This is a genomic window from Duganella fentianensis (assembly GCF_964031615.1).
Taxonomy (GTDB): Bacteria; Pseudomonadota; Gammaproteobacteria; order Burkholderiales; family Burkholderiaceae_D; genus Rugamonas; species Rugamonas fentianensis_A.
Map to the genome: position 1 here is coordinate 55,923 of NZ_CAXIQN010000018.1, position 20,934 is coordinate 76,856.

Annotated in this window: 18 protein-coding genes; 6 read left to right on the forward strand and 12 right to left on the reverse strand. The window is 62.8% G+C overall.

What is annotated here, in order from left to right:
* Nucleotides 1–4: 4 nt before the first annotated feature.
* From ABNT42_RS12005 to ABNT42_RS12025, 5 genes are all read right to left on the reverse strand, one after another.
* The gene (locus ABNT42_RS12005; RefSeq protein WP_348697234.1) at nt 5–1,165 is read right to left on the reverse strand and encodes an efflux RND transporter periplasmic adaptor subunit; all 1,161 of its coding nucleotides are present in this window, start codon (nt 1,163–1,165) and stop codon (nt 5–7) included.
* A gap of 12 nt (nt 1,166–1,177) precedes the next feature.
* Nucleotides 1,178–2,668, reverse strand: a complete 1,491-nt coding sequence (locus tag ABNT42_RS12010) for an efflux transporter outer membrane subunit (protein WP_348697235.1) — start codon at nt 2,666–2,668, stop codon at nt 1,178–1,180.
* Nucleotides 2,669–2,670: 2 nt separating this feature from the next.
* On the reverse strand, nt 2,671–3,342 hold the full coding sequence (locus ABNT42_RS12015) for a CerR family C-terminal domain-containing protein (RefSeq protein ID WP_348697236.1): 672 nt from the start codon (nt 3,340–3,342) through the stop codon (nt 2,671–2,673).
* A gap of 277 nt (nt 3,343–3,619) precedes the next feature.
* Nucleotides 3,620–4,375 carry a 2OG-Fe dioxygenase family protein gene (locus tag ABNT42_RS12020; RefSeq protein ID WP_348697238.1) on the reverse strand — a complete coding sequence of 252 codons (756 nt, stop codon included), beginning with the start codon at nt 4,373–4,375 and terminating at the stop codon, nt 3,620–3,622.
* Between the two features lie 8 nt (nt 4,376–4,383).
* Nucleotides 4,384–4,836: a MarR family transcriptional regulator gene (locus tag ABNT42_RS12025; RefSeq protein ID WP_348697240.1), complete on the reverse strand. Its 453-nt coding sequence runs from the start codon at nt 4,834–4,836 to the stop codon at nt 4,384–4,386.
* Nucleotides 4,837–4,999: 163 nt separating this feature from the next.
* On the opposite strand from ABNT42_RS12025, the gene ABNT42_RS12030 reads away from it, so the two are divergent.
* Both ABNT42_RS12030 and ABNT42_RS12035 read left to right on the forward strand, forming a co-directional pair.
* On the forward strand, nt 5,000–6,115 hold the full coding sequence (locus tag ABNT42_RS12030; RefSeq protein WP_348697242.1) for an HD domain-containing phosphohydrolase: 1,116 nt from the start codon (nt 5,000–5,002) through the stop codon (nt 6,113–6,115).
* Between the two features lie 12 nt (nt 6,116–6,127).
* Nucleotides 6,128–8,056 (forward strand): CHASE domain-containing protein, encoded by a 1,929-nt coding sequence (locus ABNT42_RS12035; protein WP_348697243.1) that lies wholly within the window; start codon nt 6,128–6,130, stop codon nt 8,054–8,056.
* An 8-nt stretch (nt 8,057–8,064) separates the two neighbouring features.
* On the opposite strand, the gene ABNT42_RS12040 is transcribed toward ABNT42_RS12035, so the two are convergent.
* Both ABNT42_RS12040 and ABNT42_RS12045 read right to left on the reverse strand, forming a co-directional pair.
* The gene (locus tag ABNT42_RS12040; RefSeq protein WP_348697245.1) at nt 8,065–8,880 is read right to left on the reverse strand and encodes a TIM barrel protein; all 816 of its coding nucleotides are present in this window, start codon (nt 8,878–8,880) and stop codon (nt 8,065–8,067) included.
* Nucleotides 8,880–9,719: a phytanoyl-CoA dioxygenase family protein gene (locus ABNT42_RS12045; RefSeq protein WP_348697247.1), complete on the reverse strand. Its 840-nt coding sequence runs from the start codon at nt 9,717–9,719 to the stop codon at nt 8,880–8,882. The genes ABNT42_RS12040 and ABNT42_RS12045 overlap by 1 nt, the downstream gene beginning before the upstream one ends.
* A gap of 117 nt (nt 9,720–9,836) precedes the next feature.
* Between ABNT42_RS12045 and ABNT42_RS12050 the strand changes: the two genes are divergently transcribed.
* Nucleotides 9,837–10,787: a LysR family transcriptional regulator gene (locus tag ABNT42_RS12050; protein WP_348697248.1), complete on the forward strand. Its 951-nt coding sequence runs from the start codon at nt 9,837–9,839 to the stop codon at nt 10,785–10,787.
* Here ABNT42_RS12050 and ABNT42_RS12055 read toward each other — a convergent pair.
* Nucleotides 10,784–11,872, reverse strand: coding sequence for a hypothetical protein (locus ABNT42_RS12055; RefSeq protein ID WP_348697250.1), 1,089 nt, complete (start codon nt 11,870–11,872; stop codon nt 10,784–10,786). The genes ABNT42_RS12050 and ABNT42_RS12055 overlap by 4 nt on opposite strands.
* Nucleotides 11,873–12,039: 167 nt before the next feature.
* Here ABNT42_RS12055 and ABNT42_RS12060 point away from each other — a divergent pair, with 167 nt between their 5' ends.
* The gene (locus tag ABNT42_RS12060) at nt 12,040–12,492 is read left to right on the forward strand and encodes a hypothetical protein (RefSeq protein ID WP_348697252.1); all 453 of its coding nucleotides are present in this window, start codon (nt 12,040–12,042) and stop codon (nt 12,490–12,492) included.
* A gap of 66 nt (nt 12,493–12,558) precedes the next feature.
* On the opposite strand, the gene ABNT42_RS12065 is transcribed toward ABNT42_RS12060, so the two are convergent.
* The 4 genes from ABNT42_RS12065 to ABNT42_RS12080 form a co-directional block, all read right to left on the reverse strand.
* Nucleotides 12,559–14,679 (reverse strand): diguanylate cyclase, encoded by a 2,121-nt coding sequence (locus ABNT42_RS12065; protein ID WP_348697254.1) that lies wholly within the window; start codon nt 14,677–14,679, stop codon nt 12,559–12,561.
* A gap of 195 nt (nt 14,680–14,874) precedes the next feature.
* On the reverse strand, nt 14,875–16,668 hold the full coding sequence (locus ABNT42_RS12070) for an ABC transporter transmembrane domain-containing protein (protein WP_348697256.1): 1,794 nt from the start codon (nt 16,666–16,668) through the stop codon (nt 14,875–14,877).
* Complete coding sequence (locus ABNT42_RS12075) at nt 16,658–18,412, reverse strand: ATP-binding cassette domain-containing protein (protein ID WP_348697257.1); 1,755 nt, start codon at nt 18,410–18,412, stop codon at nt 16,658–16,660. The genes ABNT42_RS12070 and ABNT42_RS12075 overlap by 11 nt, the downstream gene beginning before the upstream one ends.
* A gap of 137 nt (nt 18,413–18,549) precedes the next feature.
* Complete coding sequence (locus ABNT42_RS12080) at nt 18,550–19,203, reverse strand: phasin family protein (protein ID WP_348697258.1); 654 nt, start codon at nt 19,201–19,203, stop codon at nt 18,550–18,552.
* A gap of 175 nt (nt 19,204–19,378) precedes the next feature.
* Between ABNT42_RS12080 and ABNT42_RS12085 the strand changes: the two genes are divergently transcribed.
* A complete protein-coding gene (locus ABNT42_RS12085; protein WP_348697260.1) occupies nt 19,379–19,627 on the forward strand; it encodes a DUF2164 domain-containing protein in 249 nt (82 codons plus the stop codon).
* A gap of 12 nt (nt 19,628–19,639) precedes the next feature.
* Nucleotides 19,640–20,926: an amidohydrolase family protein gene (locus ABNT42_RS12090; protein ID WP_348697262.1), complete on the forward strand. Its 1,287-nt coding sequence runs from the start codon at nt 19,640–19,642 to the stop codon at nt 20,924–20,926.
* Nucleotides 20,927–20,934 lie beyond the last annotated feature (8 nt).

Sequence of the window (20,934 nt, forward strand, 5' to 3'; positions counted from 1 at the left end):
ATCCTTATTTGGCGGCCACTTTGGCTGGCGCAGCGCTTTCCGCCACGTTGTGTACCAGATCGCCGTCGTTGAGGAAGCCGGCGCCGCGCACCACCACCTGTGTTTCGGCGTTCAGTCCATTCAGCACTTCGATGCGGTCGCCCAGACGGCGGCCCGGCTGTACGCGGATCTGGCTCACATGGCCGTCTGCATTCAGACGGAACACGAAACTGAAGCCGTCACGCACGACGATGGCCTGCTGCGGCACGGTGATGGCGGCAGACTGCCCCAGCTCGAACTGGCCGCTGGCGAACATGCCGGCCTTGAACGGTGCATCCTTGCCGCTGGCGGCACTGGCCGGCAGGTCGACATACACCAGCGCAGAGCGGGTCTGGGCGTCTACGGTAGGGGCGATCATGCGGACCTTGCCGGTGGTCTCGCTGCCATTGGCGGCTTTGACGGTGGCCGTGGTGCCGGGCTTGAGCTGGCGCAGATCGGCCGCGACTACTTCGGCGCGCCATTCCAGCCGGCTTTGCAGGATCATGCGGAACAGTTCCGTGCCGGTGCCGGAGACAGCACCCACCGTGGCACTGCGCGCCGTAATTACGCCGCTATCGGGTGCCACCACCTTGGTGTATTTCATGCGCAGCTGCTGGCTGGCCAGCGCTGCCTTGGCGGAAGCGATGCGCGCATTGGCGCTTTGTTCGGCCGTGGTGTACTGGCTGATCTGCTGGGCGCTGAGCGCGCCGGTATTCTGCAGGCTGCGCGCACGGGCGGCGTTGGCGACTGCTTCGGCGGCATTGGCTTCGGCCTCCAGCAGGGCAGCCTTGGCCTGGGCCAGATCAGCTTCTACCGTTTCGGCGGCAAACACGGCCAGCACATCGCCGGCTTTGACCACATCGCCCACATTGACGCGTACTTCGGCCAGACGCAGACCATTCGACTGGCTGCTGACACTGGCTTCCTGCCATGCGGCCACATTGCCGTTGGCGGCTAGCTTGATGGGCAGGTTGGCGGCGACGGGTTTGGCCGTGGTAACGGTGAGGGCAGGTTTGGCGCTGGTAGCTTTGGCGTCGCTGGCAGCATGCGAGGCGGGCGAGAACAGCGTCATGCCGACTACACCGGCAGTGAAGATTGCCAGCAGGGCGAGAGCGACAGGCTTGTAGGAAGTATTCAGAGTTTTCATGGCGTGCTGAGTTTATTGTGGGCTGGCGAGGGCGCTAGACCCGCTACCGTTGCGGTTGTCGGAGCCGGTGCCAGCCGCTGGGCTGGTGCCGGAGGTCGTGTCGGTATTGCTGGCGGACCAGCCGCCACCGGCGGCGCGGTACAGTGCCACCCATGCGGCGCTGCGCTCGCGCTGTAGATTGATGACGGCCTGCTCGGCGGCGAGGCGGCTGCGGCGCGCATCTTCCAGTTCGAACAGGCTGGCCAGCCCGCCCTGATAGCGTTGTTCGACTGCGTCGAAGCTGATGCGGTAGCCTTGCAGGGCGGTGGCGGCATCGCTGCTGCGGGCCGCGCTGGCGTCGAGATTGACCAGCGCCTGTTCGACTTCGCTCACGGCCTGACGTACGGTGGCGCGGTAGCTGCTGACGGCGCTGTCGTAGCGCGCGCGCGCGGCGTCCACATTGGCGCTGCGTTTGCCGCTATCGAAGATGGGCAGGCTCATGGCCAGCGGGCCTATGGTCCATGTATCGGTTTTGGTGTTGTCGCCACCGGCGCGGAAGTTCGCTACGCCCACCGAACCCGATAGCGTCAGGCGCGGATAGCGTGCAGCTTGCGCCGTGCCCACGTCGGCACTGGCGGCGCTGACGGCACGCTCGGCGCTGAATACATCGGGACGCTGGCTCAGCGTGCTGGCCGGCAGTTCGGCAATCACAAGTGCTGGTGCCGCTGCATCGGCAGCGCTGCCCGTGCTGCTGGGGGCGGCCAGCTGGCGGCGCAGTTCCGGTTCGGCGATGGCGGTCAGCGCGGCTAGCACTTTGACGTCGACATCGCAGGCGGCACGCTGGGCAATGGCGCGGCTATTGCCGTCGGCCGCGCTAGCGCGCGCCAGTGCCAGACTGGCGGGCGACTGGAAGCCTGCCTGTGCACTGAGCTCGGTCAGCTTTGCTGTCGCGCTACGCGAGGCGGCATCCTGCTGGGCCACCGCCAGCAGTTGCTGGCAGGCGCGCAGGCCGTAGTACTGGTTGGCCACTTCGGCGGCGACGGAAACGCGCGCATCGTGCCAGCCGGCGCGGGCGCTGTCATAGCGCTCCTGCGCCGCATTGCGTGCGGCGCGGTTGGCGCCGAACAGATCGATCTCCCAGCTCGCCTGCAGGGCTGCCTGCGATACTGTCCCCATGGGCAGGGTGGATTGCTGGTTGGCGCGGCTGATGCTGGTCGCTGCATCCACGGATGGCGCCAGCGCGGCACCGGCCGCGACCCGCTCGGCACGCGACTGGGCGATGCGGCTGGCGGCGGCGGCCACGTTCGGGCTGGCAGTCTGCGCCGCGTCGATCAGTTGCACCAGCAGCGCATCGTTCTGGGCACGCCACCAGTTCGCCAGTTCGGTCTGTTGGCCCTGATGTGGCAGAGGCGCCTGCCACTGCTGCGGCACACTGGCCGTCACATGGGGCGCGGGCGCCTGCGTGGCGCAGGCGCTCAGCGTGGCGACGGCGGCCAGTGCCCCCGCGCGTTTGAGTAGCTTCATGCTTATCCTTGTTGAAGTTTGTTTTGTTCGGCCCGCACCAGAGCCTCGGCATAGTCGCCTAGATATTCCAGCCATTCGGCAATGGCAGCCGGTGTGGCCAGCAGATGGGGGGTGATGGTGTGGATGATGTCGCGCCCGACCAGTAGCTGGATGGCCATGCCGACTAGCGCATAAGCCAGCCGGTGCACGCGGTCGTCAGGCTGGCTGAGTCCCAGATGGCGGCTCAGCACATTGACCAGTGCCAGATGTTCGGGCTTGATGTTGTTGTGGATTTCGCGCTCCCACAAACCAGTGGGTTCCAGCATTTCGCGGTAGAACAGGCGCACCAGTTGCTGCGCATCTTCGCCCGCCAGCAGCGGGGCCAGTAGCTGGCGGTAGTAAGCGTCGAGCGACTGGCGCAAGCTGTAGTGCGGCTGGTCGAACTGGGCGATGTTGTCGGGCGCCGGTTCGCACATGGAGGCAAAGCAGGCCTGATACAGGCCGGCCTTGTCGCCGAAGTAGTAGCTGATGGCGGCCACGTTGGCACCCGCAGCCTGGGCGATTTCGCGTGTCGAGGTGCGGCTAAAGCCCTGATTGCCGAACAGGCGCGTGGCCGCCTGCAGCAGGCGGATGCGCGACTGCTCGCCATCGGAGCGCGGTTTGCGGCTGTCGTCGTGGGTAGATTTTGCGTTCATGGCGGCATTACAGCACATAATTTAAACAATTGATATAACTAAATCAGTTGTTTAAATTAATGGGCATGAACCATGCAAAGTCTGCAACTGACAGCATGCAGTCGGCTAGCGCGGCGGAATATTGTGAGGTAAATAAAAAAAATGCCCGCTACCAGATGGGCGGGCACAGTTCCAATGTCAGGCGACATTCGGAGGAGACAGTTCTACTATAGTCCTATTTATGTTGCGGTGCAATACCGTAGAACTACGCTGTCGTTCTCGCTAGATTGGCAAAAAATCAAACTGTCTGTTGCACTGCGGGCTGGCCCTGGAAGCCATTGCTGCGCCAGGTCAGCACCAGCGTATCGCGGTGGCCGTATTGCTGCAGCGGCTGGATAGGGGTGGATTCGTGGATCACGGCAGCATCGTCGAGCAGTAGCAGCGTCCACGGTTCCGTCATGGTGAAGCGTTTGCCGTTGGGGCCGTCCGCTTCGAACAGGCGCGATTCGCCGCCCTTGATATCCTTGCGGCCGATCAGTATTACGGCGACGAAATCCACGCCATCGCGGTGTGCGCCTTCCGGCGTGGGGCGGCCGATGCCATCGGTGGTGTCGATGCGGAACTGGTGCGCTTCCACATACCATGGCGTGCTGCTGCGCCGTGCCGCGCTACACAGTTGCCCCAGTCCTTGCAGCAGCGCCGGCCATGCAGGCAGCGCCACGGTTTGCGCCAGCATGGGCTCGAACAGGCGGTTCATGCCGCCATGCAGGGCGTTGTATTCGAGCGGCTGCCAGTGGGCGCGGTGCGCCGTCTGCTGCAGTTCGCTGCCGTGCAGGATGAAGCAGGAGTGGCGGCGGCGGCGATAGCGTCCGCCATCCTTCATGTATAGATCGGGTTCCAGCCCGTCCCAGCTGGGAATCAGCTGGTTCAGTGTGGCCAGCGGCACGCCGGCCAGTGCGGCCACATCCTGCGGCGGCAGGATGGCATAGCCATCCTTGCGCAGCGCTTCGGCCATTTGCGAGGGGTGGGTGTAGAACGGTGCGGGACTGGACATGGTAGGAGCTAGCTAGCGGACATCAAGCTGGCGCGCAGGGCGTCCAGCTGGGTTTTCATGCCGACCACCTGATCGACGCTGCATTGCGTCGCCTGCAGAATGGAAGGAGGGAGTTGGGCGGCCTGGTGGCGCAATGCGTCGCCTTGCGCTGTCAGGCTGATGATGACCTGACGCTCGTCGCTGGCGGCGCGGGCACGCGTCAGCAGGCCGGCCTGCTCCATGCGTTTGAGCAGCGGCGTCAGGGTGGCGGAATCGAGAAACAGGCGTTCGCCCACTTCCGACACCGTCAGTTCATTGCGTTCCCACAACACCATCATCACCAGATATTGCGAATAGGTCAGACCCAGTCCGCGCAGCAGTTTGCGGTACAGTTTGCTCATGGCCAGCGAAGTGGAATACAGCGCAAAGCACAGCTGCTGGTCCAGCTTGGGGACGGTGGGGGGGAGTATGGGCGTCGTCATGCATGCAGTATAGATAGTGCGCTATCCAATTGCAAGCTAGGCGAGCCGGTCTGGCGCTGTGTGGTCATGCAGTATGGTGTATATATAAAGCGGAGAAATATGTCTGGCTGGCACTACTGTCAGGTAATATAACGCTAGGGAACAACCTTTGGAGTGGCGGCGCATGAACACCAAAAAGGCCATCGTGCTGATTGCCGATGCAGCGGCGGACAACCTGATTGCGATCAACGGGATGCTGCAGGAGCATTACGAAGTGCTGCTGGCGAATCAGGGCGCCGGCGTGCTGCAGCTGATGCAGCAGGTGCCGCGGCCCGATCTGGTGCTGCTCGATACGGCACTGCCCGATACGGATGGCTATAGCGTCTGCCAGCAACTCAAATCCAGTCCCGATACGGCGGAAATTCCCGTGATCTTCCTGCAGCAGGAGCCGGACGAAGCGCGCGCCCTGCTGGAAGGCGGGGTGGACGTGCTGTACAAACCCGTGATTGCCGATCTGCTGCGCGCACGGGTGGCGGCCCATGTGGAGCTGCGTAATTCGCGCGAACTGCTCAAGCAGCAGCGCAATCTGCTCGAACATGTGGTGGATGCACTGACGGTGGAACTGAGCCAGATGCTGGATGCCATGATCTGGGCGCTGGCTTCGCTGGCCGAGACTCGTGAATACGAAACCGCCAATCACCTGCGCCGCGTGCAGCACTATGTGGCGGCGCTGGGACGCCAGTTACAGCATCACCCGCGCTTTGCCGACGAACTGAGCGACGCCAATATCAAGTCGCTGTTCAAGGCGGCGCCGCTGCACGATATTGGCAAGGTGTCGATACCTGATGCGATTCTGCTCAAGCCTGATCGTCTGACCGAGGCTGAATTTGCCGTCATCAAAATGCACACGGTATATGGCCGCGATGCCATCGTGGCGGTAGAAAACCAGCTGGGCTACTCGAATACCTTCCTGCGCTTTGCGCGTGAAATCACCTACTCGCATCAGGAAAAATATGATGGCAGCGGTTATCCGCAAGGGCTGGTGGGCGATGCGATACCCATCTCGGCGCGCCTGATGGCAGTGGCCGATGTGTACGATGCGCTGATTTCCAAGCGGGTCTATAAGCCTGCCTTCAGTCATGAAACGGCGATGGAGATGCTACGCCAGAGCAGCGGCGAACATTTCGACCCCGATGTGGTCGACGCCATGCTGACCATCGAAGAAGAATTCATGGAGATCGCCGCGCGTTACCGCGACGAGGACGCGACTCCTGCTAGTGCGCCGGCTGCGCTGGAATAGGCGCTGACCCTCATGCTCAAGTCGCGCGGCTATCTGGCTTTTTTCATAGGCTTATGCCTGACCGCGGCGACTTGTCAGATTGTGCTGACGGCGCAGCAGCACCAGATCCGTAGTAACTTCGAGCGCGATGCCGAGAAAGTGGTGCGCGATACGGAGAACCGGCTGCAGACCTATTTCGATGTGCTGCTGGCGATCAAGGGTGTGTATGCGCTGGATGACAGCATGGACCGGCAGCGCTTCCAGCGCTATGTCAACGAACTGAAACTGGATCAGCGCTATCCGGGTTTTCAGGCCATACAGTTTGTGCGGCGCGTGCCGGATCAGCGTCTGCAGGATTTCAGTACCGCCGTGCGCAAGCAAGGCTATCCCGCTTTCAGCGTGCATCCGGCCAGCAATCAGCAGCCCCATTACATCATCGAATACACCGAGCCCCTGAAAGGCAACGAAGCGGCGTTCGGGCTGGATCTGGCAGCGCTACCGCCGCACCGGCGCGCGCTGGAACTGGGGCGCGACAGCGGCCAGATCGTTGCCACCGAACGGATTACGCTGGTGCAGGATAGTAGTGGTGAGCCCGGATTCGTCGCGCGCGCGCCGGTCTACCGCAATGGCGCGCCGCTGCAGACAGCGGCCCAGCGTGACGCGGCGCTGGTGGGCTTTGTGGCCATCGTGTTCAAGGTCAATACGCTGATGCGTGAAGTGATCGAACCGGCCATGCTGGATCAGCTGCATGTGCGTATTCATGACCGTGGCTACCAGCAGGATGCAGCAGCACTGGCGGCCAGCGATCAGACCCTGATGTTCGATAGCCGCAACCGCGGCACGCTGGCGCAGGCTACACCTCCTGTGCTGGAAGAACTGGCCGTGCAGAAGCCGCTCGCGGTGGGCATGCGCCAGTGGCAACTGACGATGGAAGGCTATGCCGGCAGCCGCTACACGCGTGCGCCATGGCCGGTAATACTGATAGGCATAGCCGGTGTGATCATCAGCGCGCTGATCGCCGCGCTGCTAGTGTCGACGCGGCGCATGACGGTAGCGCGCCACGGGCTGGAATACAGTCTGGCCGAGCTGGAACGCCAGAAGCTCAAGGTGGAACAGGCACGCGCCGATCTGGCCGCGCTGACGGAGACGTTGAAGCAGGCCCAGACCAATCTGCTGACTTCGGAAAAAATGGCGGCACTGGGGGCACTGGTGGCCGGTGTGGCGCACGAACTGAATACCCCGATCGGTAACAGCCTGCTGACGGCCAGTGCACTGAGCGATATGGTGCGCGAACTGGAACATAAACTCGCCCACGATGGCGGGCTGAAACGCTCGGCACTGGAAGCCCACATGCAGGATGCGCGCAAAGCCTGCGACATCATGAATAGTTCGCTGACCCGCGCGGCCGATCTGATTACCTCGTTCAAGCAGGTGGCGGTGGATCAGGCCAGTGGCCAGCGCCGCCGCTTCAAGCTCGATGAAGTGGTGCATGACACGCTGGCGACCTATGCGGCGCAACTGCGCCGCAATGCCTGCAACGTCACGGTGAATCTGCCGTCCGGGGTGGAGTTTGATTCCTATCCCGGTAGTCTGAGTCAGGTGCTGAGTAATCTGATCGGCAATGCGCTGCTGCACGGCTTTGACGGGCGCGAGTGCGGCGGCATCAGCATCGAAGGCTGGCAGGATAGTGCCGATGCCGTCACGCTGCGGTTTGCCGACGATGGCGTGGGCATGTCGCCGGGGACGCTGCGCAAGATCTTCGATCCCTTCTTCACCACCAAACTGGGGCAGGGCGGTTCCGGTCTCGGCATGAACATCGTCTACAACATCGTCACCGGCGTCCTGCGCGGCACCATACAGGTGGAGTCGCTGGCAGGCAAAGGCACCACGGTCACGCTGGTGCTGCCGCTGGTGCTGCCGCCGGAGCAGCAGCCTGAGCCGCCGCAGCTTGCGGCGCTCTGACGGATGCTTCAGGCGTAGCGCTGGCGCAGCAGCTCCAGCATGGCTACATTCAGTTCCCACGCATTCGAGACTTCCTTCTGCGTATAGGGCAGGGTCTGGGTATATGGCACGGGACCGAACTCCGGCGTCAGCGTCATGCGGCTGGCACCGGCGGCGCGGCGCAGCCGGATGATTTCATCCCACCAGCCCAGATGCGCCTGCAGTGCCGCGGCGGATTCCGGTGCGCGGAAGTCAGCCACCTGCGGGCCTTGCGCATGGCCCACACGGGCGTGGATGTGACGCACATGGGGCAGGGTGGCGGCCAGCGTATGCGGCTGGTCTTCCAGCAGCGATTCGCAGGCGCAGCACCAGTGCGACAGGTCGGCTGTCAGTTGCAGCTCCGGCATTTGCTGCAGATAGGGCAGTAGCAGCATGGGGTGGCCGCTGAAACGGCTGCGGTGGATTTCATGCACGATGGGCACGCCGTGCTGGCGCGAGATATCGGCTGCCAGCTGCAGCAGCTGCAGGTTCTGCTCGTGCGTGTAGTAGTCCTTGCCTGTGTGCGAATTCACATGCAGCGGACGGGCCGCGCAGGCATTGTGTAGCAGCTGTTCCAGTGCCGCGCGGTGCGCCTCGAAATCGCTGTGGAATACGGTTTCCCACTGTGCCACGATCAGCCCCAGTCCTGCCGCGGCGATGCGGCTGGTCCATTCCTCGCGCTGGGCGCCATCGAGCGGCAGCGACATTTCGATGCCGTCGAAACCGGCCTGCTTGACGCGCTCGATGAAGACTTCCGGCGCCAGTTCGTTATTGCCCCAGTGGGCGGCAAAGATTTCGATCTTCATCAGATGAAGCCCCGCACGGGGAAGGCCGCATCGCGCTGTATCCAGTTCTGCGGCGAGTATTCGGTGGCGCCGTCGGTCACGTGCAGGGTGTAGGCATGGCGCGAGATGGGCGAGCGGTTCGGTGCGCTGTAGTGCGGCAGCAGGCCGTGGAAGCACACCAGACTACCTGCCTTGCATTCCAGCGGCACGGCGGTGCTGTTGTCCGGCCATGGCTGAGTGCTCAGGGTTTCCATACGCAGCTCGTTACCGTTGCGCAGGAAGCGCTCGCGCATCGGCCCTTTGTGGCCGCCCGGTTCGGCCCACAGGCAGCCGTTCTGCAGGGTGGCATCTTCCAGTGCGAACCAGAAGGTGGTGACACTGATCGGGTTGGTGTCGAAGTAGGTGGCGTCCTGATGCCAGCGTACTTCGCCGCCTATGCCGGGCTGCTTGAAGATGTACATGGATTGCCACACCTGCGCTTCGGCCAGACCCAGATCGCGTGCCAGTTCGGCCAGCCGCACATCGGTGGAGAAGCTGCGGAACACGGGATCGAGATCGTGCATGGCGTGGCCGATCTTGTTGATCGACAGGGCCTTGGCCTGTTTCAGCTGGCCGTCCGCACCAAAGGCTTCTTCCTCGAAGAAGCAGCGGATGGTGTTGTCCGAGCCGAGGAAATAGTCGTCATTGGTTTTTTCCTGCTCGATGGTGCTGAAGATGCCGGAGCGCTGGCTGGGATCGAATTCCTCGACGATCTGCTCGGCGCGGGCGCGCAGGGCAGCGATCTGTTCGGCGCTTTTGAAATTGGGCAGGACGATGTAGCCGTCACGTTGATATTCTTGTTTCTGGATGTCAGTCAGCATGGCGTTTTCCGGTTTCGAGGGCGAATACAGTGCAATTTGGCAGTTTAGGGCGACAACCGACTGCTCACAATGGGGCTATGGTTGACACATTGTCGTCAGAATCGAGACAATGGCGGCATGGATCAATTACGGGCGATGGAAATCTTTGTCGAGGTGGCACGCTGGCGCAGTTTCAGCGAGGCGGGGCGCCGGCTGGGCCTGACGCGAGCCATGGTCAGTAAGCACATACTTCAGCTGGAAGACCGTTTGCAGGCCCGTTTGCTGCACCGTTCCACCCGCGAAGTGAGTCTGACCGATGCGGGGCTGGCGTATCTGGCGCCGTGTCAGGCCACACTGGCACAGGCGCAGGAAGCCACCCGCACGCTGCATCAGGTGAGCCAGGCCACGGCCGGTGCAGGACTGGCCGGGCCGCTGCGGATACAGGCGCCGTCGAGTTTTGGCAGCGAGTGGCTGGCCGATGCGGTGGCACGCTTCAGCGCACTGCACCCGCAACTGACGCCAATGTTGTATGTGGACGACGCATTGCTGGACCCGATTGCGCACGGATTTGATCTGACTATCCGCGTTGGCGGCATACCGGATGTGCATGCGCTGGCCATGCGCCCACTGGCGCCCTGCCGCGCCATTCTGTGCGCCTCGCCCGATTATCTGCAGCGTTACGGAATGCCGCGCCATCCGCAGGAACTGCAGCAGCACCGCTGCCTGCATTTCAGTCACCTGACGGATGGTACGCTGTGGCAGTTCAGCAGGGGCGAGCAGCGTGCCGCGGTAAGGGTGGCGGCGAGTTTTACGGCGAATAATGGACTGGTGCTGCAGCAGGCGGCGCAGCGCGGGCTGGGCATCGTCTACAACACCACGTTTCTCGCATGGCGTGCACTACTGGCGGGCACGCTGGTGCCCGTGCTGCAGGACTGGACGCTGCCGCTCAATCACCTGAGCGCACTGTATCCCGCCAGCCGCCAGCCATCGGCCAAAGTACGTGCATTAATCGATTTTCTGCTGGCCGAATACCAGCCCGCGCCGCCATGGGACCGCGAGCTGATGGCCGCCGGGCTGCTGGGCGCCTAGTAGCCGGCCACAGGGGCAAGCTGCCATGCGCCGTCGCGGTAGACGCATTGTTCGCCCAGATACACCCCTTCGGTAATTGCGAAAACGTCGATGTGGTAGCGCGTGTCGGCGCGGCGGAACTGCGGCTTGGCGTACTGACCGTGTTTGGCGCCCAGCGACAGGTGGATGCCGCACATGCGCTCGTAGGTGCCGATATCGGCCACCAGACGTTCGCGCGAGAAGGCGCGGTTCATGCCGAAGCCCAGTTCGCGCAACCACACTTCGCCTTCATGGGCGCGGATTAATTCCAGCACGGTGTCGAATTCGGGCGTGCTGTTTTCGGTGCCGATGACGCGGCCTTTTTCCACGATCAGGGTAATCGGCGTGGCCGGCTGGTTGACGCGGAAGCTGGTATCACCGAATACATAGATACGTACGCGCCCGTTCACCGCTTCCAGATCCTGCGCCTCGGTGAACACTTCACCGAGCGGATACTGGCCACCCACATTCTGCATGGCGCTGTAGTCGCCGATATTCAGCTTGGCGCTCTCGAACGGCGAACCAAACACCAGCTTTTCACCATGGCCGCTATCGACCACGCCATACGGCGCCGAATCGATGCAGGCCTTGAGCGCATGGCCCACGCCGCGGTAGTAGGCCGGATCGTAGGCCAGCGCATCGATGTACAGCAGGCCCTGCGCGGTATCAGGCATGCGCGCCAGATGCACGTGCTCGATCACTTTCAGTCCCCGTTTAAACAGTTCGATACGGATGCGGAAGGCTTCCAGCCGGAAGCTGGTGGACTGCAGCAGTACCACCAGATCGCCGGCCTGATAGCGGTCGAACGCGGCCAGTACCTGCTCCGGCGTGACACTGTCGAAATCAATAAACTCGGCCTGCGGCAGGCTGCGGCGATAGCCTTCTGTCAGCGCGCGGTTCAGATCGGTGCGCTGGTCGTGCACGATCAGCGCGGCTTGCTGTTCCGTCAGGCCGATGGCGATGCGTACCGTATTGCCAATATTGATAGCCGCCGTGTCCACCGCGGATTCGGGAATTACGCCGAAACGGCTGGCGGTGCTGGCACTGGCAGGGGTAGGGGAGTTCATGTTGACAGGGGCGCAAGCGCCATAAAAACGGGACAGCCGGCATTATACGACTTGCCCCGTGATGATTATCCGCAACGACACGTTACTGCGCTTTCTCCTTGTATTGTGCAAAATCGCAGGATAGAATCGAAATATAGCCTAAAGGCAACATAACAACAGGAAGCGTGATGAGCGTATTAATGGGACAGGATTTGCCGTATGAGCGGCCGGATGCGACAGGCCGCGCGGCGCTGTTCGTGCCGACGCCGAACATCAAGCCCGATCTGCTGGAAACAGTGCGCAAGGGGGCGGCCATCGTCGGCTTTGGTAATCACGACCGCACGCTGACGATCTATTACGAGAGCAACCGCTTCAACGAACCGCACCTGCAGAAGTGGGAACACAAGGCGCGCAAGGCCTTCGACCGGCTGGTGGACAATCTGCCGACGGTTTCCAAGATGACCGTCAAGGCGGAAAATTTCGAGCAGGTGGGGTATATCAGCCACAAGGGTATTCTGATCCGCCGCATGGAAAAGCTGCGCAACTGGCTGGAACAGTCGGAGGCACTGGAGGGCGCACCGGAAACGGAAAGCATCGCCTTCGCACCACCGGCCGCACCGAAGAAAATCAACGCAGAATAAGCGTTAGCCTGGGCGGGCGGCAGACAAAACCGCCGCGACGCCAGTAGCGATAGCCACTCTACCGACTCAGGTAGCGTGGCTATTTTTATGGGCGTGCTTGATGTGGACCACGTTATTCAGCTCGTTCGGGCTGGGCGGCACGGCATCGGGCGCATCGCCCAGAACCACCGACAGATCGACGAAGCCGGCGCGCCAGGCCCGTTCCAGATCCTGCTCGATGGCTTCCAGCGAGGTGTGTTCGAAGTTGGCGAAACCGCGCACGCCGTAGGCGCGGTGACGGCCATGTGCCTTGGCCAGATACAGCGCCATATCGACCAGATTCACCACCCGTTCCCACGGCAGCGGTGTACCGTCCGGCGCCAGCGGGAACGGCGCATAGCCGACTGAGACCTGCACCGTGATGCTGTGACCCTGATACTCCACGGTCTGGGCAGCGATGCTGCGCAGGATGCGGCGCGCCACATCGTCGATGCCGTGGCGCGATACGGCCGGCAGGTAGGCGAGGAATTCCTCGCCGCCCCAGCGCACGATCATATCGGTTTCACGCAGCGCCTCGCGCAGATGCTCGGCCAGCATTTTCAGCACGGCGTCGCCGGCCGCATGGCCGTAGCTATCGTTGATATGCTTGAAGTGGTCAACATCGAGCAGGAACAGGGCGCCCACGACTTCGGCGTCGCGCTGATCGCACAGGGGCAGGGCGCGCATGAAGTCCTGGAAGTGGCGGCGGTTGTACAGGCCCGTGAGCGGATCGCGTACCGACTGCGCCTTGAGTTCCAGATTCTTCACTTCCAGCTGGGCATTGGCATGGCGCACGCGGCGGTACAGCATGCCGACGATCATGGCGCCCAGCGCCGTCACAAGTGCCAGCAGCCACCAGACGCGCTGCTGCAGGCGTTTGTTATCGAGTTCGGTGCCCTTGAGCTGGTTGTCGCGGCTCAGTAGTTCGATCTGGCGCTGCTTTTTCTCTGTCTCGTATTTTTCCTGCAGTTCCAGCACGGCCTGCTGGCGGCCCCGTTCGAACAGCTGGTCGGAAATGGTGCGCTCGCGGTGATAGGCCGAGACGGCGCCGGCCATATCGCCTACCCGTTCCAGTGCTTCGCCGTATTCGCGCAGGGCGGCCTGCAGCAGCGGCTTGTTGTTCTCCTGTTCGTAGCGCGCCAGCGCCTGTTCATATTCCCGCTTGCCTTCGGTGATGCGGCCCATGCCGAGGTAGGCCTGAGCCAGATTGCCGCGCGCAGTGGATTCCATGCTGCGGTCGCCCGACTTTAGCGTCGAGCGCAAGGATTCGGCCGCATACTGGGCGGCGCGCGGGTAGTCGAGCAGCTTCAGATAGGCGTCGGACAGATTGCCGAGCGCGAGACCCATCATGCGCTCCGAGCCCAGTTTGCGCATCAGATCCAGCGCCAGTTGCTGCGCCTGAATAGCGCGCTTGTACTGCTTCATGTCGATGGCCAGACCGTATTCGGTGGTCTTGGCAGTGGCCATGCGGCCCGGCGAATGCAATTGCTCGGCCAGTGCCAGCAGCTCCTGCAGCACGCTATCGGCCTTGTCATACTCCTTCATCTGGGTGTACAGCTGCACCAGTGTGTTGAGCGCGCCGAACAGCATGACGGGATCTTCCGTGGCCAGCTTGGCCGTATCCAGCGCCTGCTGCAACTTGCTGAGCGCCTTGGGGAAATCGCCCTGTTCCGCATACACCTGGCTCATGGTGATTTCCACCTGCGAGCGCAATGCCAGATTGCTGGTTTTGGCGGCGATCTTTTCCGCTTCTGCCGCCAGCTGGTAGGCCGTGCGGGCATCGGCCTTCTCGAACTGCACATAGCTCTTGGCCAGCAGACCTTTGGCCAGCATGGCGTCGTCCTGCTGGGCGCGGCCATAGCTGATCAACTGTTCCGCCGCGTTCAGCGCCGCATCGAGCTGGCCGCTGCGCAGGTAGGCTACGCTGAGCTGGTTGAGCAGTTCGGCGCGGGTGGCGGGTGGCTCCTGCTCGGCTCGGGCTTGCAATGCCTGCAACTGGGTCAGGGCTTTTTCGGGAACGAAGCGGCTCAGATCACGGATGTCGAGGATGCGCTGATACATACCGGAACCCTCGGCCTGTGCCGAGGCCAGTAGCGGCGTCAACAGCAATGCAGCGGCCAGCGCGATCGCGCCGGTCTGCTGCCGGGGGTGATGGGTGCGTGCAGCCAACAATCGCTCTCCTCAGATGATGGCCTGGATAAATGTGTAGCTGATTATATTCTTGTTGCTGATTGGAAATGCCGCATTCCCTGTGATTTTGGTGAAAACGCCACAGTTTCTGCGGCCCCGGCGGTGCAACTGTTGGATTGCTGCACCGGCGCGCGGCGGAATCTTAGAAAAATATAATGCTTGCTTCAGGCAGTTTCAAGCGTCCAGTTGTTGTAGCAGGTATAAGCGCTGGTAGATACCGTCGTTAATTTGCATCAGTTGCTCGTGCGCACCTTGCTCGGCGATGCGGCCGTGGTTGAGCACGATGATGCGGTCGGCATCGCGGATGGTGGAGAGGCGGTGCGCAATCGCGATCACGGTGACGCGGCCGCGCAGGGCATCGAGCGCCGTCTGCACGATCTGTTCGGTCTGCGAATCGATGTGCGATGTGGCTTCATCCAGCAGCAGAATGCGTGGCTGGCCGGCCAGTGCGCGGGCAATCGCCAGTAGCTGCTTCTGGCCGACCGACAGGCGCGAACCGCCTTCGCCCAGTGGGCTGTCATAGCCCTGTTCGAGTGCGCAGATGAAATCGTGGGCATGGGCAGCGCGTGCCGCTGCCTCGATGGCAGCATCGGACAGGCCGCGGCCCATGTCGATGTTTTCTCTTGCCGAGGCAGCCAGCAGGAAGGGATCCTGCGGCACCAGTCCCACTTCGGCGCGGAAGCGTTGATTGGCAATGCCTGCCAGCGGCATGCCGTACAGCCGGATGCTGCCCTGTTGCGCCGTGTAGTAGCGCAGCAGCAGCGCTAGCAGGGTGGACTTGCCGCTACCCGTGTGGCCGACGATGCCGATATAGCTGCCATTGGCAATCTGCAGCGACAGATCGTGCAGCACGGGCGTATCGGGGTGATAGCCGAAACTCAGATGGTCGATGCTGACGGCGACGGTATCGTCTGCGGTTGCGCCAGTGCTGGCAGCGAGTGGGGCGCTGCCGTTATGTTCGTCGGCGCGGGTTTCGTCCAGCAGGGTAGCAACGCGGGCGCTGGCCACCACCGATTGCTGCAGCTGGCTGAACTGCATGGTGATCTGGATCAGCGGTTCGATTACCCGTGCCAGATAGCTGATGAATGCATACAGCACGCCCACTTCGGCCGCCGTCATGGGGCGCTGGCCGAACAGGAAAATCACTGCAGCCAGCAGGATGATGTTGAACAGATCGAGCGCGGGGCGCAGCAGCCACGCATTGGCGCGCAGTTCGGCCAGACGGGTGTGGTAGTGGTCCTGATTGGTGCGGGCAAAGCGCTGGCCGAAGCGGCGCTCGGCATTGCTGGCCTGTAGCACGCTCATGCCGGCGATGGATTCGGCCATCTGTGCATTGATGTCGCTGCGCAGGGCGCGGGCACGCGTCACGGCCGGTGCGCTCCAGCGCTGGTACAGCCAGACGATCAGCAGCACCATGGGCAGCAGGGCCAGTACGATCAGCATCAGGTGCCAGTCCAGCCACGCCATCGCGGCCACCGTGCCGATCAGTACGATGGAACTATCGAGCATCACAAACAGCACCTGTATGTACAGGGTCTTTACCGCTTCCGTATCGTTGGTTACGCGTGAGACCAGCTGGCCCGTGATGGCGCGGTCGAAATAGGCCATAGGTAGTTGCAGCACATGGCTGTAGACCATTTCGCGCAGCCGCATCACCGAGCGCATGGCCAGACCGGACAGCCGCACCAGTTGCAGGTAGCGCAGGCCGCTGGCGATCCAGCCGGTCAGCACCACGCCGGCCAGCAGGGCGGCCATGCGCGGCCAGTCCAGATGATGGGGCAGCAGGTGCTGGTCGATCAGGGCCTTGCCCATGATGGGGCCCAGCACTTCCAACAGGGCGGCCAGCACCAGCCAGACGATGGCGCGCCACAGGTGATGCAGGTCGGGACGGGCAGCGCGCTGCAGCAGCGCCAGCGCGGGACGGAAGGCCTGCGCCGCCGAGGTTTTGTTGGGGGATTCAGGATGCATCGAGACTGGCTTCCAGTTGTTGATAGCGCCACTGGCTGGCATACCAGCCGTTGGCGGCCAGCAGCTGTTGGTGGCTGCCCGTTTCGCAGATGCGGCCGGCGCGCAGCACCACGATCAGATCGGCGTTGACGACAGCGCTCAGGCGGTGGCTGGCGATGATGGCACTGCGCCCCGTGCGCTGCTGGCGCAGCTGTTCCAGATGCTGCAGGATGCGGGTTTCCGTGCCCGTATCGACGGCCGACAGGGCATCGTCGAGCAGCAGCAGATCGTTATCGGCCAGCAGGGCGCGGGCGATGGCCACGCGCTGGCGCTGGCCGCCGGACAGGGTGATGCCTTTTTCGCCCACGGGCGTGGCATAGCCTTGCGGGAAGCGTAGGATATCGTCGTGGATATCGGCCAGGCGGGCGGCCTGTTCGATCTCGGCGCTGCTGGCATCGGGGCGCGCCAGCGCGATGTTTTCCGCAATCGAAGCGGAGAACAGGAAGGATTCCTGCGGCACCCAGCTGATCGCCGCGCGCAGCGCCTGTAGCTGGTAGTCGGCCAGCGGCTGGCCGGCCCATGTCACGCTGCCTGATTGCGGCGTGAGCTGGCGCAGCAGCACGCGCAGCAGCGTGCTCTTGCCGCTGCCGGTTGGCCCCACCAGTCCCAGCGTCTGGCCGGCGGCCAGCGTCAGGCTGATGTGGTCCAGTGCTGCGGCGCTTTGCTGCGGATAGTGGTAGTTCACGTTCTGCAGTTGCAGCGGGCCGGCGCCCACCTGCGCCAGCGTGCCGTGATCGTCGATCGCCAGCGGGGCATCCAGCATGGGCTGCAGGCGCTGCCAAGCGGCGCGCCCCCGTTCGATCAGCGAAAGCACCCAGCCGGCCGCGAACATGGGCCAGATCAGCTGGCCCAGATACATGGAAAAGCTGGTCAGCGCACCGATAGTCAGCTGCTGCTGCCAGACCAGATAGCCGCCCAGTCCCAGTGTCAGGCCACCGGCCGCCGTCAGCGTCAGGCCCACGGCCGGTTCGTAGGCCGCTTCCCACACCTGCGCGCGCAGGCTGGCATCGGAAGCCTGTTGTGCCAGCGTAGAAAAATGGCTGGCGCTGCGCTGCTCCAGCCCCAGCGCGCGCAAGGTGCGTACGCCGGACAGGGTTTCCTGCACGTGGTCGTTCAGGGCGCTGAAGTGCTTGAGGGTTTGCGTCGCCGCCGTGTGAATGTGGCCGGAAATGAACCAGAATGACCACGCCATCAGAGGGAAGGGCAGCAGGGCGATGCAGGCCAGCCGCCAGTCCACCCCCAGCAGCATCACGCCCAGCACCATGGCCAGCGTGAGTGCACCATCAAAGCCGGCCAGCATGGCTTCGCCGGCCGCCATTTCGATCGCATCGATATCGTTGGTAGCCAGCGCCATCAGGTCGCCCGTGCGCTGCTGCTGGTAGAACGCCGGTCCTTGCAAAGTCAGGCGGGTGTACAAACGGGTACGCAGGGAAACGCCCAGCTGGTAGGCAGCGCCGTACAGAATCTGGCGCCAGCCCACACGGAGGAAGTAGATGCCTGCGCCGATCAGCAGCAGGTAGACGATTTCGTGTAGCAGCTCGCTGGTGCTTAGCGTGTGGCTGGCTAGCCCGTCTATCATGGCGCCCACTTTGCGCGGCACCCAGATGGTCAGTGTGGCGACACCAGCCAGCATGATGGCCGAGAGCGCATAAGCGCGGCGGTGCTGGCGCACAAAGCCGCCTATCAATCGAGAAAGTGTTGCCATAGAACCCAGCATGAAGCATACAGCCCGCTAGCATACACCAAAGCAATTCGGGGTCAGGTCGGGCAAAGGGACAAACTCAAGCGTTGCCCCTGTGCCCGACCTGACACCTGCACTTTGCCCGACCTGACCCCGCAGGTTTATTTCTTGGCTTTGGCGGCGGGTTTGGCTTTAGCTGGGGCTTTGGTCGCTGGCACGGGTTTGGCTTCCACCACTTCTGCTTCGATCAGCTGGGCTTGCACGGGGGCGCTGGGGACAACTTCCACCGCCACTGCTTCCACCACTACGGCAGGCGCAACGGCGGCTAGCGGCTTGGCGGCGACAGGTTTGCTCGCGGCTGGCTTGGCGGCCACCGGCTTTTCACTCTCGGCCTTGCTGACGGCGGCCAGCTTGGGGGCAGCCAGCTTCGGTGCGACCGCTTTGGCTGGTGCGGCTGCTGGCGCTGCAGCGCTGAAGGGAGTGAGCTTTTCCAGGCTGGCTTTGGCGCTCTGCAGCAGTTCCGTCTGGGCGCTGGCGGCGATGCCATACAGTGTGCGGCCATAGTCGAAGAACTGATCGAAATTCACCGTGTCGGCCTGGTTCAGCTGGAACAGCTCCTGTGGACCGCGCGCTTCCAGCAGCTTTTTCGCATTGGCCGAACTCTGGGCCACGCTGGCGCGGGTGGTGTTGAGGTTGAGGGCAAACAGCTTCTCGGCACTGGCCACGGCGCTGCTGGCCAGCGTGTTGAGCAGGGTGATCTGGTTTTCCAGCTGGCTACGGGTGGCTACGGAAAACTGTTCGGTGATCGAAGACATGGTTTCTCCTGGGCGATTAGAATGTCGGCACGACTGCGCTTTGCCGGTAGATTTGGTGCGATGCAATAATTTGATTCTAGCCTTGAATATAGGGCTTGAAAAGCATTTTCGTATCTTGCTGCCAATGAATTACTGCGGCGCAATAAATTATGTATTTCAATGAAAGGACGCCACCATGGCGATCAAGCTGGACAAGGATGTGGAGCAGCGTCTGATCGGTTCTATACAGCGCTATTGTGCTGATCAACTGGATGAGGAACTGGGCGATCTGAAGGCGCGCCTGCTGCTGGATTTCTGTTTGCGTGAAATCGGTCCCTCTGTCTACAATCAGGCCATCCTCGATGCGCAGGCAGCCATGCAGGACCGTATCGCGGAATTGCAGACCGAGTGCTACGAGACAGAATTCTCTTACTGGAAAAAATAAGCGGGAGCGCAGATGGAAGTGACGGTCGATACAGTGATCCGCAATGCCAGTCTGGCCGATGGCCAGCGCGGGGTGGATGTGGCAGTTGCAGCCGGACGCATCACGGCCATCGGGCCTGCCCTGCCGCTGCGCGGGGCGCAGGAAATCGATGCGCGCGGTGATCTGCTCAGTGCGCCGTTTGTCGATGCCCACTTCCACATGGATGCCACCCTCAGCTATGGCCTGCCAAGGGTGAATGCTTCCGGCACGCTGCTGGAAGGCATCGCGCTGTGGGCCGAACTGAAGCCGCAACTGACCCAGCAGGCACTGATCGAACGTGCGCTGCAGTATTGCGACTGGGCGGTGGCACGGGGCCTGCTGGTGATCCGCTCCCACGTCGATGTGTGCGATGACCGCCTGCTGGCAGTGGAAGCCCTGCTGGAAGTACAGCGTCAGGTCGCTCCCTACCTCGATCTGCAACTGGTGGCGTTTCCCCAGGATGGGGTGCTGCGCAGCACGACGGCGCTGGCCAATCTGCGCCGTGCGCTCGATATGGGCGTCGAAGTGGTGGGCGGGATACCTCATTTCGAGCGCACCATGGCCGATGGTGCTACCTCGGTGCGGCTGCTGTGCGAACTGGCAGCCGAGCGTGGGCTGATGGTGGACATGCATTGCGATGAATCGGATGATCCACTGTCGCGCCATATCGAAACGCTGGCCTATGAAACCCAGCGGCTGGGGCTGCAGGGGCGGGTGGCCGGCTCGCACCTGACTTCCATGCATTCGATGGACAACTATTATGTGAGCAAGTTACTGCCGCTGATACGCGAAGCGGGTGTGGCAGCGATCGCCAATCCGCTCATCAACATCACCCTGCAGGGACGGCACGACTCGTATCCGAAACGGCGCGGCATGACGCGCGTGCCGGAACTGCTGGCGGCCGGTGTCGAGGTGGCGTTCGGCCACGATTGCGTGCAGGACCCATGGTACAGCCTGGGCTCGGGCGATATGCTGGAAGTAGCGCACATGGGTCTGCATGTGGCCCAGATGACGGGGCAGGACGCCATGCGTGCCTGCTATCAGGCGGTGACTAGCACGCCAGCCCGTATCCTCGGGCTGCGCGACTATGGTGTGGCGGTGGGCAACCATGCCGATCTGGTGCTGCTCGATGCGCCCGATCCGGTGGCCGCGATCCGGCTGCGCGCTGCGCGCCGGCTGGTGATGCGGCGTGGTAAGGTGATCGCCGAAGCGCCGCCCGCCGTGAGCCGACTGCATCTTGCCGGCCGTCCCGCCCAAGTGGATTTCCGCTTGCAGCGCTAGAAGCCACA

What these genes read in the sequence shown, in the direction of transcription:
- ABNT42_RS12020 (WP_348697238.1), bottom strand. Translation starts at nt 4,375, where the DNA reads ATGTCCAGTCCCGCACCGTTCTACACCCACCCCTCGCAAATGGCCGAA.
- ABNT42_RS12005 (WP_348697234.1), bottom strand. Translation starts at nt 1,165, where the DNA reads ATGAAAACTCTGAATACTTCCTACAAGCCTGTCGCTCTCGCCCTGCTG.
- ABNT42_RS12025 (WP_348697240.1), bottom strand. Translation starts at nt 4,836, where the DNA reads ATGACGACGCCCATACTCCCCCCCACCGTCCCCAAGCTGGACCAGCAG.
- ABNT42_RS12055 (WP_348697250.1), bottom strand. Translation starts at nt 11,872, where the DNA reads ATGAACTCCCCTACCCCTGCCAGTGCCAGCACCGCCAGCCGTTTCGGC.
- ABNT42_RS12070 (WP_348697256.1), bottom strand. Translation starts at nt 16,668, where the DNA reads ATGCATCCTGAATCCCCCAACAAAACCTCGGCGGCGCAGGCCTTCCGT.
- ABNT42_RS12030 (WP_348697242.1), top strand. Translation starts at nt 5,000, where the DNA reads ATGAACACCAAAAAGGCCATCGTGCTGATTGCCGATGCAGCGGCGGAC.
- ABNT42_RS12010 (WP_348697235.1), bottom strand. Translation starts at nt 2,668, where the DNA reads ATGAAGCTACTCAAACGCGCGGGGGCACTGGCCGCCGTCGCCACGCTG.
- ABNT42_RS12075 (WP_348697257.1), bottom strand. Translation starts at nt 18,412, where the DNA reads ATGGCAACACTTTCTCGATTGATAGGCGGCTTTGTGCGCCAGCACCGC.
- ABNT42_RS12050 (WP_348697248.1), top strand. Translation starts at nt 9,837, where the DNA reads ATGGATCAATTACGGGCGATGGAAATCTTTGTCGAGGTGGCACGCTGG.
- ABNT42_RS12015 (WP_348697236.1), bottom strand. Translation starts at nt 3,342, where the DNA reads ATGAACGCAAAATCTACCCACGACGACAGCCGCAAACCGCGCTCCGAT.
- ABNT42_RS12080 (WP_348697258.1), bottom strand. Translation starts at nt 19,203, where the DNA reads ATGTCTTCGATCACCGAACAGTTTTCCGTAGCCACCCGTAGCCAGCTG.
- ABNT42_RS12040 (WP_348697245.1), bottom strand. Translation starts at nt 8,880, where the DNA reads ATGAAGATCGAAATCTTTGCCGCCCACTGGGGCAATAACGAACTGGCG.
- ABNT42_RS12085 (WP_348697260.1), top strand. Translation starts at nt 19,379, where the DNA reads ATGGCGATCAAGCTGGACAAGGATGTGGAGCAGCGTCTGATCGGTTCT.
- ABNT42_RS12090 (WP_348697262.1), top strand. Translation starts at nt 19,640, where the DNA reads ATGGAAGTGACGGTCGATACAGTGATCCGCAATGCCAGTCTGGCCGAT.
- ABNT42_RS12045 (WP_348697247.1), bottom strand. Translation starts at nt 9,719, where the DNA reads ATGCTGACTGACATCCAGAAACAAGAATATCAACGTGACGGCTACATC.
- ABNT42_RS12035 (WP_348697243.1), top strand. Translation starts at nt 6,128, where the DNA reads ATGCTCAAGTCGCGCGGCTATCTGGCTTTTTTCATAGGCTTATGCCTG.
- ABNT42_RS12060 (WP_348697252.1), top strand. Translation starts at nt 12,040, where the DNA reads ATGAGCGTATTAATGGGACAGGATTTGCCGTATGAGCGGCCGGATGCG.